13 protein-coding genes are annotated in these 13208 nt (G+C 67.4%); 6 read left to right on the top strand and 7 right to left on the bottom strand.

What is annotated here, in order from left to right; all coding sequences use genetic code 11:
- Positions 1 to 90 precede the first annotated feature (90 nt).
- The 6 genes from P3H15_RS26890 to P3H15_RS26865 all read left to right on the top strand — a co-directional run bounded on the left by P3H15_RS26890 (position 91) and on the right by P3H15_RS26865 (position 6510).
- Positions 91 to 786, top strand: a complete 696-nt coding sequence (locus tag P3H15_RS26890; protein ID WP_276140023.1) for an alpha/beta fold hydrolase — start codon at positions 91 to 93, stop codon at positions 784 to 786.
- 87 nt (positions 787 to 873) lie between these two features.
- Positions 874 to 1911: an ABC transporter substrate-binding protein gene (locus P3H15_RS26885; RefSeq protein WP_276140022.1), complete on the top strand. Its 1038-nt coding sequence runs from the start codon at positions 874 to 876 to the stop codon at positions 1909 to 1911.
- Positions 1908 to 2684 carry an SDR family NAD(P)-dependent oxidoreductase gene (locus tag P3H15_RS26880; RefSeq protein ID WP_276140021.1) on the top strand — a complete coding sequence of 259 codons (777 nt, stop codon included), beginning with the start codon at positions 1908 to 1910 and terminating at the stop codon, positions 2682 to 2684. Before P3H15_RS26885 ends, P3H15_RS26880 begins: the two co-directional genes overlap by 4 nt.
- Before the next feature lie 149 nt (positions 2685 to 2833).
- Positions 2834 to 4000, top strand: a complete 1167-nt coding sequence (locus tag P3H15_RS26875) for an ABC transporter ATP-binding protein (RefSeq protein ID WP_276140020.1) — start codon at positions 2834 to 2836, stop codon at positions 3998 to 4000.
- Positions 4000 to 5700, top strand: a complete 1701-nt coding sequence (locus tag P3H15_RS26870) for an iron ABC transporter permease (protein WP_276140053.1) — start codon at positions 4000 to 4002, stop codon at positions 5698 to 5700. Before P3H15_RS26875 ends, P3H15_RS26870 begins: the two co-directional genes overlap by 1 nt.
- A gap of 45 nt (positions 5701 to 5745) precedes the next feature.
- A complete protein-coding gene (locus P3H15_RS26865; RefSeq protein WP_276140019.1) occupies positions 5746 to 6510 on the top strand; it encodes an SDR family NAD(P)-dependent oxidoreductase in 765 nt (254 codons plus the stop codon).
- A 98-nt stretch (positions 6511 to 6608) separates the two neighbouring features.
- Here P3H15_RS26865 and P3H15_RS26860 read toward each other — a convergent pair whose 3' ends face one another.
- The 7 genes from P3H15_RS26860 to P3H15_RS26830 form a co-directional block, all read right to left on the bottom strand.
- The gene (locus P3H15_RS26860) at positions 6609 to 7640 is read right to left on the bottom strand and encodes an NADP-dependent oxidoreductase (RefSeq protein WP_276140018.1); all 1032 of its coding nucleotides are present in this window, start codon (positions 7638 to 7640) and stop codon (positions 6609 to 6611) included.
- 39 nt (positions 7641 to 7679) lie between these two features.
- On the bottom strand, positions 7680 to 8681 hold the full coding sequence (locus P3H15_RS26855) for an MBL fold metallo-hydrolase (RefSeq protein WP_276140052.1): 1002 nt from the start codon (positions 8679 to 8681) through the stop codon (positions 7680 to 7682).
- An 11-nt stretch (positions 8682 to 8692) separates the two neighbouring features.
- Positions 8693 to 9028, bottom strand: coding sequence for an EthD family reductase (locus P3H15_RS26850; RefSeq protein ID WP_174705508.1), 336 nt, complete (start codon positions 9026 to 9028; stop codon positions 8693 to 8695).
- A gap of 74 nt (positions 9029 to 9102) precedes the next feature.
- Positions 9103 to 9711 carry a TetR/AcrR family transcriptional regulator gene (locus tag P3H15_RS26845; protein WP_276140051.1) on the bottom strand — a complete coding sequence of 203 codons (609 nt, stop codon included), beginning with the start codon at positions 9709 to 9711 and terminating at the stop codon, positions 9103 to 9105.
- Between the two features lie 87 nt (positions 9712 to 9798).
- A complete protein-coding gene (locus tag P3H15_RS26840; protein WP_276140017.1) occupies positions 9799 to 11301 on the bottom strand; it encodes a class I adenylate-forming enzyme family protein in 1503 nt (500 codons plus the stop codon).
- Positions 11302 to 11374: 73 nt separating this feature from the next.
- Positions 11375 to 12424: an NAD(P)-dependent alcohol dehydrogenase gene (locus P3H15_RS26835; RefSeq protein WP_276140016.1), complete on the bottom strand. Its 1050-nt coding sequence runs from the start codon at positions 12422 to 12424 to the stop codon at positions 11375 to 11377.
- A gap of 11 nt (positions 12425 to 12435) precedes the next feature.
- Entirely contained in the window at positions 12436 to 13197 is a 762-nt protein-coding gene (locus P3H15_RS26830) for an SDR family NAD(P)-dependent oxidoreductase (protein ID WP_276140015.1), read from the bottom strand.
- Between the last annotated feature and the right edge of the window lie 11 nt (positions 13198 to 13208).

Genomic DNA, 13208 nt, shown 5'->3' with positions numbered 1-13208 from the left:
AACTGGATTCACTTCACGCTAGCAGGTGATTGACATCACACGGCAACTTCTTTAGATTCAAACTGATATCAGTTCAAGTTGAGGGGAATCATGTCGTTCGTTCTCATCCATGGCGCAGGAATGGGCGCCTCCTGCTGGGACCCACTCCTGCCGTTGCTCGAAGGCGACACTCTCGCAGTCGATCTCCCCGGACGGGGCAGACGTCGGTCCGCCGACCTGAGGTCCGTCACCCTCGCCGACTGCACCGCGGCCGTCGTCGAGGATGTGGAGGCGGCGAACCTCGAGGAAATCGTTCTGGTCGCACATTCATTCGCCGGAGTGACGGCCACGCCGGTCATGCCGGCGCTCGCGGGCCGACTGCGGCACGTCGTCTTCCTCTCCGCCGTCGTCCCGGCCGACGGCACGCGAGTGCTCGACCAGATCGACCCGGACGTCCGCGCCACAGTGGAAGAGTCGGTACGAGGCGGTGTCTATCGCCAGGATCCTGTGGGCGCCACAGCGATGCTCTGCAACGACATGGACGCCGAGCAGACCGGCTGGATGATCGACCAGCTGGTCGACGACTCCGCCGCGTTACTCACCGAGTCCGTCGATCTGTCCGGCCTTCGGGCCGACATACCCCGCACATACGTACGGTTGACGAAGGACGCCTGCTATCCGCCCGAACTGCAGGAGCGATCGGCCGCCGTCGTCGGCGGCGATACCGTCTTTCTCGAATCCGGCCACATGGCCATGGTGACGATTCCCGATCAGGTCGCCGCGCTGCTTCACAGGCTCTCGTCGTAGGCCGTCGCCGCGCATTCGATCCCTCGCTCCGCAAACGAATACACGGTTTCGCATCCGGCGAACCGATTCCGGAAGGACTTTCATGCCATGAGAAGTGTGCCGATAAAGCTGATGGCGGTCGCGGTGGTCGCCGCGTTCGCTTCCGCCGCCTGCGGATCCGGCGGGTCCGGTGTCAGTCAACCCGTGTCGGGCACGTGGGACGACGTCGTCGCCGCAGCCAAGAGCGAAGGCAGCGTACTGCTGTACTCGAGCCAGAATCCCGCCAATCTCGAGGCGCTCAAAGTGGCATTCGAGCAGGAGTATCCCGAGATCTCCCTCGAATACGTCCGGGGAACGGACGCCGACATCAACCCGAAGGTCGAGGTCGAGAATCAGACGAAACGCGGCACGGCCGACGTCCACATGCTCACCGACTCCGCCTGGATCGAGACGGCCGCGGAGTCGGGCACGTACTCGACCGACCTCGTCGGCCCGGCGTTCGACGCGCCGGAGTACGAACCACAGAAGAGCATCATCTCCGACAAGTTCTTCCTGACCAGCGCGGCGGTGTTCTCCCTCGGATGGAACACGACAGCACTTCCCGGCGGCCTGCAGAAGCCGCAAGACCTCCTCGACCCGGCGTTGAAGGGCAAGATCGGCATCGTCAACCCGTCGGGTATCGCCTCCTACGTCGACTTCTACCGCTTCTTCGAAAAGAACTTCGGCCCCGGCTATCTCCAGAAACTCGCCGAACTGAAACCGCGCATCTACCCGAGCGCACTGGGAGTCGCCCAGGCCTTGACGTCCGGCGAGATCGTCGCCACGCCGGTGGTGCAACCGCTGGTGCGGGAGAAGGAATCGGGTGCGCCCGTCGACTGGGCTCTACCCACGCCGCCATGGGGAACACCCTGGTTCACGCACGCCCTGTCGGCGGCGCCGCACCCGAATGCGGCTCAGGTACTGGCGAACTTCATGGTCACGCCGGCCGGCCAGAAGGCGCTGTCGCTCGGCTACGCGAGCGCTCTTCCCGGCATCGAAGGCAGCGTCGCGCGGGCCCAGGACATCGCACTGCCCAACCCGTCCGATCTGACGCCCGAATCGCTCACCGAATACCAGGCCGACTGGGAAAAGCGATTCATCCAGTGACGTCACACGACGCGCGACTGCGTGACACCTGCGCTCTCGTCACCGGTGCGGCACGAGGGATCGGCGCCGCGACCGCGGAACTCTTCCATGCACACGGCGCGACGGTGTACCTGTGCGACGTCGACGACGACCTGGGCAACAGTGTCGCGGCGAAACTCGGTGCGAGAGCCCATTATCGGCATCTGGACGTGACCGACGAAGCCGACTGGTCCCGGGTGACCGCCGAGATGGCGGACCGCGGCCACCGACTGCGTATTCTCGTCAACTCGGCGGGCGCCGCGTCCAAGGCGTCGATCATGGACACCTCGCTCGCCGAGTTGCGCCGCATGATCGACCTCAACCTGGTGGGCACGTTCCTCGGGCTGCAGGCCGCGGGCGCCGCGATGACCGCAGGCGGGTCGGTGGTCAACCTGTCCTCGCTGCGCGGTGTCCTCGCGACCGCCGAACTCGGTGCGTACGGCGCGTCGAAGTTCGGCGTTCGGGCCCTGACCCGCGTTGCGGCGCTGGAGTTCGCGGAGAAGAACATCCGGGTCAACGCGGTGTGCCCGGGCAGTATCGACACGGCCATCACCGCGGGCGCAGGCTTCGCCGACGACGACATGGATGCGTATGTGAAAAGTATTCCGATGCAGCGCCGGGGTCTGCCGCTCGAGGTGGCGAAGGCCATCCTGTTCCTCGCGGGCGAGGAGAGCAGCTACGTCACCGGCACCGATCTCATGATCGACGGTGGAACCTCGGCGGGCGCCAGGACTCCCAAGCTCTCGTCGTCGTGACGGACCGGCGGGCAACTCCTTGCCCGCCGGGCTTCCCGCCGCTACGCTGAAATGAACTGAATTCACTTTATCTCCGACCGACGCTTCGAACCCGGGAGCCCGGACGGACGCCCTCTCAGACAAACCACTCGCAACCAAGCAGGTGCCAGGTGACATCGCAATTCAGGGTTTCCAACCTGACCAAGACCTTCGGGTCCAACACCATCGTCGACCAACTCGACCTCGACATCGAGGACGGTGAATTCCTCGTCCTGCTCGGCCCGAGCGGTTGCGGGAAGACGACCACGCTCCGCTGCATCGCCGGCCTCGAGACACCCGAGGGCGGGTCGATCACGTTCAAGGACCACGCCGTCTTCGACGCATCGGCCCGGATCAATGTTCCGGCGTACAAGCGCAACATCGGCATGGTCTTCCAGTCCTACGCGCTGTGGCCGAACATGACGGTGCGCGAGAACATCCGGTACCCGTTGAAGGTCCGCCGGATGAAGAGCGCCATGGCCTCCGGCCAGGTCGAAACCACCGCGGGAATGGTGGACTGCGGGGCCCTGCTCGACCGGTATCCCTCCCAGCTCAGCGGTGGGCAGCAGCAGCGGGTGGCGGTGGCGCGCGGATTGGTCGCACAACCCGACCTGGTGCTGTTCGACGAACCCCTGAGCAATCTCGATGCGCGACTGCGCGATCAGGTGCGGTCCCAGATCCATCAGCTCCACCAACGTCTCGGCTTCACAGCCGTATTCGTCACCCACGATCAGGCCGAGGCGTTCGCGCTCGGAGACCGGCTCGCCATCATGAGGGCGGGCAAGATCGAGCAGTACGACACCCCGGAGCGGGTCTACGAGTCCCCGTCCTCCGACTATGTCGCCGCGTTCATCGGCATGGCCAACCGACTCGAACTCGTCCGGCGGCACGAGGGCTGGACGACGCGCGCGGGCACCCCGGTAGATCTCGATGCGGCGGGCATCCAGGGCGGACACATCGGCGGCGACGCGGCCCTGGGAAGAATGCGCCCCGACGACCTGGCTCTGCATCGTTCGCTCGACGAGGTCGCCCCGGGCGATGTCGGCCTGACCGGTGAACTCGTCACCTCGGAGTACGGCGGCCGCTATTTCGACGTGACGGTCGATGCCGGCGGTGAGCGGTTGTACCTGCGCGCGGATGCGGGACGGCACGGGCCCTGGTTGCGCGGCGCCGCCACGGGATCTCCTCTGGTGGTCAGCTTCTCCCCCGACGCACTACGCGTGTTCCCGCACCCCGACGGGCACGTCGATCTGCACGCTCCCGAACTCGCCCGGGCCGCAGCCCGATCGGAGGCATGATGGCTACCGTCGCAGTGAGCCGTGGCGCGCGGCCGCTCGTCGTCAGCGCGGTGTGGCGGACCCGGCTCGGGTACGGCGCGCTGCTGGCGTTTCTCGCGTACCTCGTCGTGCTCCCGCTGTTCCGCCTGCAGTCGCTGGCGTTCGAGGACGGCGCTCGCGGATATCAGGCCCAGTACGGGCGGTACGACATCGGTCAGACCATCCGGACGACCATCGCCCTCGCCGTCACGTCGCTCGCCATCGCGATGGTGCTGGGAACGGTACTCGCGTTCGCGGCCACCAGGCTGCCACGCCGGCTCAGCTTTCTCCGGATCGTTCCCATCCTGCCCATCGTGATGCCCGCGGTCGCCAACGTGGTCGGGTGGGCATTCCTCCTCTCTCCGGGGCCGGGGTACCTGAACGCGCTCCTGCGCACACTTCCTTGGTGGAACACCGTGGATTCCGGACCGATCGACGTCTACAGCACCCCGTGGATCATCATTCTCACCGGTTTCGGGCTCACGTCGTTCGTGTACCTGTTCGTGAGCGCGGGAATGCAGAACATCAGTTCGGAACACCTCGAGGCCGCACAGATCAGCGGTTCGTCGACGCTCGGGGTGTTCTTTCGCGTCGTGCTTCCCCTGCTTCGCCCGTCCCTGGTGTACGGCGGCGGAATCGCGCTGCTTCTCGGACTGGGCCAGTTCACCGGGCCGCTCCTGCTGGGGCAGAACGCGGGCGTGAAGGTGCTCACCACCGAAATGTACCGCCGTGTGTCGGAGTCGCCTGCCGATTTCGCCGCCGCGGCGGCCGCGGGATCACCGCTCGTCATCTTCGGAATCGTCGTCGTGCTCGCGCAGAAGATGCTTCTCGGCAATCAGAAGCGCTTCGTCACCCACGGCGGAAAAGCGTTCGCACCGAACACCGGTCGCTCGGTCTGGGCCGCCGCCGCGATCTCCGTGTACGCGATTCTCGCACTCGTCGTTCCGCTGATCGGGCTCGCCATCGTGGCGGTGTCTCCGTACTGGTCGGAATCGCTGTCCTGGAATCTGTTCACGCTCGACAACTTCCGGGCACTCTTCCAGACGGCGAGCATCGTCGACTCGGTGTTCACCAGTCTTCTCACCTCCGTCGTCGCAGTGGCGATCTGCGTGCCGATCGGCTATCTCACCGCCACTCTGCTCGTACGAGGCCGCAAGCACCGGGTCCTGGGGACCATCGGTGACGTGATCACGGCTCTCCCCCTGGGCATTCCGGCGGTGATCTTCGGTGTCGGGTTCCTGCTGACCTACACACAGCCTCCGCTGATCCTCTACGGCACCAAAGCGGTCATCATCCTCGTGTACGTCGTGCTCATGGTGCCGTTCTCCACCCGGATGCAGATGACGGCGATGCTGTCGCTCGGGGAGACCTACGCCGAGGCGTCGGCGACCAGTGGCGCGAGCCCGTTCGTCACCAATCTCCGGGTGATTCTGCCGCTGATGAGACCGACCGTGCTCAGTGCCGTCGCCTTGATGTTCATCCTGCTGACCCACGAGTTCGCCGCCTCGCTGCTCGTCCGTGCCGCCACGACACAGGTGATGGGCACACTGCTGTTCGACCTGTGGGAGAACGGTTCGTACCCGCTGGTGGCGGCGATGGCGCTGCTCATGACGGCCGTGACGAGCATCGGCGTCGTGTTCGCGATGCTCGTCGGTGGCCGGAACGTGTTGAGCAACCTGTGATATCGGAATGTCCTGCCCGATCCGAACGAATGACGAGGAGTACAGATGAGTGTGGGACCTGACCGGCTTCGCGACAAGGTCGTCCTGCTGACGGGTGCGACCGGTGGGATCGGCGTCGAGATAGTCCGCAGGCTTGCCGACGAAGGCGCCCACGTCGTCGTCACCGATCTCGACGAATCGGCCTGCCACGACCTGCTCCGCACTCTCGCCCGGCCCGAGCGACATGCCGCGCACGCCCTCGACGTCTCCTCCGAGGAACAGTGGGAGGCGGTCGTCGCGGCAGTCGAGGGGACGTTCGGCGCACTGCACGCCCTGGTCAACAACGCCGCCATCGGCAGTGTCGCAACAGCCGAGGACGAAACCCGAGCGCACTGGGATCGTGTGATCGGGATCGGCCAGACCGGCACGTGGCTGGGCATGAAACATGCGGGCCCCCTCATCGAGCGCAGCGGCGGCGGTTCCATCGTGAACATGTGCTCGATCCTGGGAACCGTGGGTGGCCTGGGCAACAGTATCGCCTATGCGGCCGCCAAGGGCGCCGTCCGCACGATGACGAAGAACGCTGCCCTGCACTGGGCGAAAGCGGGCGTGCGGGTCAACTCGCTGCACCCGGGATTCATCGCGACGCCACCGCTGCTCGAACGGTGGGAGGGCACCGAGCGTCACCGCGAGATGCTGGCCGGCACGCCGATGGGCCGGCTCGGGCGCGGCGAGGAGATCGCGGCCGCGGTCGCCTTCCTCGCCGGCGACGACTCCACCTTCGTCACCGGATCGGAGATCTACGCCGACGGCGGGTGGACGGCCGCCTGAACCCCGGCAGACGAACATGGCCTCCGCGCGATGCGGAGGCCATGTTTGCTGTGCGGCTGGGTTTGCTGTGCGGCTGGGTTTGCTGTGCGGCTGGGTCGTCACCGCAGACGGCACAGTGTCTTTCCCACGGTGCGGCCGCGCAGCATCGCGACGATGGCGTCCGGCGCCGACTCGAGACCGTCGAACACGGTCTCCTCGGCCACGAGCCGCCCGTCGCGGAGATAGGCCCCGACCTCGGCTCGCATGTCGCCGAGCAGGTGGTCGTAGGCACCGGCCCGGAAACCCTTCACCGTGAGGCTCTTCGACACGATCTGAAAGAGGTTGTCCGGACCTGCTGCCGCCGTCTCGGCGTCGTAGGACGCGACGGCGCCGGCCATGGCCACTCGGCCTCCCGGCCGAAGGCGATGCAGGGCGGCCCCGAGATGCGTTCCGCCCACGTTGTCGAAATACAGATCGATGCCGTCGGGTGCCGCACTGTCGAGGGCCCGCGTCAGGTCCGGCGTGTGGTAGTCGAACGCGGCATCGAGATTCAATTCCTCCAGCAGGAACCGGACCTTTTCGGTGGATCCCGTGCTGCCGACCACGTAGTGACCTCGGAGCTTGGCAATCTGTGCGGCGAGGCTGCCGACCGCTCCGGCCGCCGACGAGATCCACACGACGTCTCCGCCTGCGAGTTCACCGATGCACTGCAATCCCACGTACGCGGTGAGCCCGGCGCTGCCGAGCGCTCCGAGATATGCCTGCGGCGGGTGCTCGCCGGTGTCGAGTCGCGTCACACCACCGGCACCGGCGAGGGTGTCACCGTCCTGCCGGATCCCGGCGAACTCACGAAAACCGTTGATGTGCAGCACCGTGTCGCCCGGCTCGAAGCCGGGGGCACGGGACCGGAGTACCTCCCCGACAGCCAACCCGGTCAGCGTCTCCCCGATGTGGAACGGCGGCAGGTAGCCGGCGGGGCCGGTGGGGCCGAGCCGCATCCTGACGGACGGGTCGATCGACGACCACGAGTTGCGCACGAGAATGTCACCGGGCCCGAGTTCTTCGGGAACCGTCACCACGTCGAGGCGGAAGTCCGACGGTCGAACCCTCCCCTGGGGATGGTGTGCCAGTGTGAGTTCACGACTCTGCACGGGAATCCTTTCTACTCAGAGCACGGAGACGACGTCGACTCAGACGACCGAGAAGACGTCGTGGCCGTCTCGTTTTCGGACGGTGAGCCGGCCGCGGTCGACCAGGGTGTCGAGGTGCGCGAGGGTCTCACAGGTGGCGATCATCTGATTGAACGGGTCGAGCGTGGTGAACGGCCTTTCGCGACGAGTCCAGGTGACCACGTGTGCCACGGCGGTCGCGGTCCCCTGCCCGAGAGAGATCAGCGCGTTGCGCATGGCATCGAATCGCTGGTCGTGGTGCGCGAGAAGCTCTTCTACTCGACGGTGCACGCTCGGTGCCGGATCTCCGTGTGCCGGCAGGAGCTGCGAATCGGGGCGGTCGAGCAACCGGGACAGCGAGTCGAGGTAGCGCCCCAGCGGCAGGTCCCACTCGCCCAACTCGAAGCCGATCGACGGCGTGATCGAGGGCAGGACGTGGTCGCCGCTGAACAGCAGCCCCTGATCCACGTCGTGAAACACCATGTGTCCCTTGGTGTGGCCCGGGGTGTGCACGACGTCGAGGGTGTGCCGGCCGATCGGGAGTGGACCCGCGGCGAGCCAGTGGTCGGGTTCTTCCCAGTCGGCGGGGTAGAACGGTTCCGCGGCGGTCAGGGTCTCGACGGTGTCTGCCAGGACGGGGGCTCCCGCGCGGCGGAGTTCGTGCAGCGAATCCGTCGGAACGTTGCTGCCGAGGGCGCCGACCGCTGCCAGACCGTCCGCCTCCGCGACTCCGAGGTGGACGCGTGAACCGTGACGGCGGCGGAGTTCGACGGCGAACGTGTAGTGGTCGCGGTGCACGTGGGTGACGTAGATGTCGTGAATCTGGTCGGGGCGGTGGCCGATCCGGAGCAGTGCCCGCTCCATCTCCTCGAACGTGGTGCCGACTCGCCAGCCGCCGTCGACGAGGGCCAGGCCGTCCGGGGTCTCGAGGGCGTAGACGTTCACGGCCCCGAGACCGTCACCGGGCATCTGGAGGGGTATTCGATGCACACCGGGCGCCACTTCGTAGCAGCCCGGCTCCATCCACCCCGCCCTCATGATGTCGCGCTGTCCACTTCGACCATCGTCTTCTCCTCGCCCATGACGAGGATGCGCTTTCCGCGCATCTTGCCGACGTTCTCCACTGCGGCTTGCCATTCCGGGCTGGCGAGCGCGGCATCGAGGTCCTCGCGGGAGTCGAAGCTCAGGATCGACACACCGTCCCATTCCCGGGACCGGTCGTCCATCGCGTCCAGCACTTCGGTGTGCTGCCAGCGTCGCAGGCCGGGAAGCGGATAGGTCACGTCGGCGTGCTCACCGCGCCACCACTGGATGAACTGCTCGTGGCTCCAGTCGTGCGGACGGGCGGCCAGGACGATCAAGTTGTACATCATCTCTCCATTACTGACATGAATTAGGTTCAATTATTGAGGGTGCGCAAAAGCCACTCCCCGATCTCCGCGGGTCACCCGCGGACGATACGCAGGGTGGCGTCGCGAACGTGCCGGTTGAGCTGGTCGAGTGTCATGTCGCCGTCGGGCCGGTACCAGCGCCACACGCTGACGACGAGCCCGAGGACGAGTCGGGCCATCAAACGCGCATCGGCGTCGGCGAAGGCCCCGGCACCCATCCCCTTCGCGATGAGGAGAGACCACGCCTCTTCGATCGAATTCACCAGCGCACGTGACGTCTGGCGCTCGGCTTCTTCCTTCTCGGACTGACGGGGTGTGGCCAGCAGATCCATGTGGCTCTGGAGGATCCGACGCTGCAGGGCGTCGCGGGGGGTCGCTTCCAGGGCGCTGGTGATGGCGGCGCTCAACGCCTCGACCGGGTCGTCGATGCCCTCGATCGCGGTCGTGAATCGCTCGAGCGACTGCGCCAGTTCGAGACGCATGATCGTCAGCAGGCAGTGCGCCTTGGATTCGAAGTAGTGGTAGAGCGCGGTCTGGCCGATACCGACCTCGTCGGCGATCGACGCCCACTTCGTGTGCTCGAAGCCCACTTCCCCGAAGCGCTCGATTGCGGCCGTGAGGATGAGCCCGCGCTTGGAACGCGGACCATCGCGGAGCGTCATGGCTTCTACGGACACGGGATCCCCATCCATTTGTCGTCGGGTCGGTACCGGTAAGACTACCTGAACTGAGGTCAGGTCGGGTGAAGATCAGGTGGTCTCGGTACCGGCGAGCAGGCGTGTTGCGAGGTCCACCGCATCCGGTCGAGACAGCTTGCCGACCCGGTTCTGCGGCAGATCGTCGATCGTGAAGACGAACTCCGGCCACTTGAACTTGGGGAAGTCGATGTCACCGAGGTGCGCAACCACCTCACCGAGGGTAATCGCTGCACCCGTGCTCACGACGAGGGCTGCGGCGCGTTCACCGAGCAGTTCGTCCGGCACCGGTACCACGCACACCTGGGACACGGTCGGGATGCGGGCGATGGCGGCTTCGACCTCGTTGATGTCGATGTTGCGGCCCCCGCGGATGATGATCTGCTTCTGCCGCCCCATGACCCGGATGCTCCCGTCGTCCGCGATCTCGACGAGGTCGCCGGTGGGCAGGAACCCGTCCGCGGTGAGTCCGGGCGGCGCGGGAACCCCGGCTCGGGCATAACCGACGAAGAGGGAGGGCCCGCTGACCTGCGCGTCGCCCACCCGCCCCGGTGGCAGCGGAGCGCCCTGCTCGTCGACGGCTCGGATAACGGTGCCGGGGAACGGCCTGCCGTCCCGTCCGAGGCGTATGTCCGGCGCGTCCGACGGCAGCGGGGTGGTGTGCCCGAGGCACTCGGACATCCCGAACACCCGCAGGAACGTCGTCCCGAGAATCCGCTCGGCGCGACCGAGCGCACCGGCGTCCATCGGGCCGCCGCCGACGGTCATCGCCCGCAGCGAGGCCAGCGCGCCCGCCGCGTCGGGTGCGACGGCCAGCTGAAGCGCCATCGTCGGGACGAGCATCGTCCAGGCGACCTGGTGTTTCCTGACCACCTCGAGGGCGGCTGCCGGCTTCCAGCCGTCCATGCAGACCATCGGCGCGGCCAGCATCGTGGGGAGGTAGAGCCCGAAGCAGAATGCGGCCACCGACGACAGCGGGACGAACGCGGCAACCGGGTCTCCGGGTTCGAGGCCGACGGCGTCGATCGTGCAGCGGCAGGCATAGCGGATCGCTGATTCCGACTGCACGACGCACTTGGGGTGTCCGGTGGACCCGGACGTCATCGCGATCGCGATCCCGCCGTTCCACCGGGCGACGTCGCTGACCGGTGTCCGCGACCAGCGCATCGACCAGCCGTCCAGCGCGGTCGCCTCTTCGCTGAAGTGGTCGTCCGACGCGCCCCAGTGCTCGAGGGACCCGGGGTCGGCGATCACCACGTCGGGTGCGATGTCGTGCAGGGCCACGGCGAACTCCGACGGGGTGGCGTGCCTGCTGAACACTGCGACGACGCCGCCGCGCAGACCGACGGCGAGTGCCGCGGTCAGCGTCCGCCAGCTGTTGTCCGCTTGGACGAGCACGGTGGGCGAACCCCCGCGAGCGGTGTCCAGCAGAGCGGCAAGTTCGGTCGCCGCCGCGGCGATGCGCGCGGCGGTGTACTCGCCCGAGGCGTCGACGACCGCGATCTCATCGGGCGAATTCTTTGCGCGAGCAACGAATTCGCGAGCCAACTCCCACATCCCGCAATCCTCCTGTTCAGCGAACCACTGTCATTCTCGGTCATCGTGCGCGGTAGTGCGCAGACGTCGTCGGTCACGGCACGAGGACGGCGCGCCCGCGAATCGCTCCGCGGCGCAGCCGGTCGTACACGTCGACGGCGTCGTCCAATCGGTACGCCGTCGACTCGACGCTCAGCAGCCCTCGTTGCGCGAGGTCGACCACCGCCTCGAGGTCGGCGCGGGTTCCCCAGAACGGGGCGCTGACCTGCCAGCCGCCGGGCAGTCCGAGGTCCTTGCCGACCGTGAGCCGGCCGCCCCCGCTGCCCACGGCCACCAGGCGGCCACCGGGGCCGAGCAACTGCGCGGCCGATTCCATCGTGTCCGGGGATCCCACGAAATCGAACACCACGTCGGCGGAGCGAGGCTCGGTGCCGGAATCGGCCACCTCGCTCACCGCCCGGTCCGCCCCCAACCGGAGGGCGAGGTCGCGCGAGTCCTCGCGTGGATCGACCGCGATGATCGTGCCGGCGCCGAGAGCGCGAAGGATCTGGACCGCGAGATGGCCCAGTCCCCCGACACCGACCACGACGGTGACCGAGTGCCCGTCGACGAGGTCCCGGTTCGTTCGGATCGCGTGGTAGGCGGTCAGGGCGGCATCGGCGAGCGGGGCGGCACTCTCGGGAGCGAGCCCCCGGGTGCGCACCACGAACCGCTCCGAGGGAACGATCATGGCCTCGGCGAGACCGCCGTCGTGCCCGAGACCGTTGCCGATCGCCGCGAGCCTGCCGTCCGCCCGCGGACGCAGGTCGTGACAGTAGTTCTCCCGGCCCCGCCTGCAGTTGCGGCACTCCCCGCAGGACCACACGCCGTGGACCACCACGGACTCGCCGATCCACGACCTGTCGGCGTCCGGGCCCGCGCCGACCACGGCCCCGGCCACCTCGTGCCCGAGTGTGAGCGGGAGCGGGTAGTCGAACGCACCTGCGGGCGCGTCCATGACGTGCAGGTCGGATCGGCAGAGCCCGGCGGCCCGGACCTCGATCAGCAGTTCGGCGCCCCGCGGTTCGGGGACGGGGACGCGCTGGACCTCCACGGGCCGGCCCCAGGTGGTCAGGCGCACTGCACGCATCATCTCGATGGCCATGGTCCCGTCGCCTACCTGGCTGCCCAGCCGCCGTCGACGACGAGCGCCTGTCCGGTGACATACGAAGAAGCATCCGATGCGAGGAACAGCACGGCGCCGTCCACCTCGCCCGCCCGGCCACCGCGGCCGAGCATCGTGTTGCGGCGCACCCAGTCGGCCGAGCGCTGGTTGCCGAACAGTCCGTCCGTCATTTCGGTATCGAACCATCCGGGCACGACGGCGTTGACACGGGCGCCCCGCCTGCCCCACTGACCCGCCAACTCGCGGGTCAGCCCGAGAATGCCCGCCTTCGACGCCGCGTAGCTCGCACCGCCGATGGGAGCGGTGGACACCAGACCGATCACCGAGGAGATGTTGATGATCGAGATTCCCGCGCCCTCCGGAACGGTCGACGTGGCATACGTGGCCAGATGGAAACCCGCCGCGAGGTTGACGTCGAGGATCGACGAGAACCCGTCGGCGGTTTCGTCCTCCGCGTTCGGAGGTCCGGGCTTGCCGGCATTGTTGACCAGGACGTCGACGTGGCCGGTTCGCTCGCGGGCGCGGTCGACGAGGCGGCGGCGGTCGGCGTCGACGGTGATGTCGCATTCGACCGGGACCACGGTGTCGACCTCCGCTGCCAGTGCCTCGAGCCGATCGATGCGGCGGGCGGCCGCGTAGACGGTGGCGCCTGCCGCGGCCAGCGTCCGCGCGAATCCCATTCCCAGTCCGGACGACGCACCCGTGACGACGGCGACGCGACCGCTCAGCTGGAACAGCTCGGGTACCTGCATGTGGTTGGCTC

Origin of the sequence: Rhodococcus sp. T2V (genome assembly GCF_029269925.1) — a bacterium.
GTDB classification, from domain to species: Bacteria; Actinomycetota; Actinomycetes; order Mycobacteriales; family Mycobacteriaceae; genus Rhodococcus_F; species Rhodococcus_F koreensis.
This window is presented reverse-complemented; position numbering and strand designations above follow the sequence as displayed.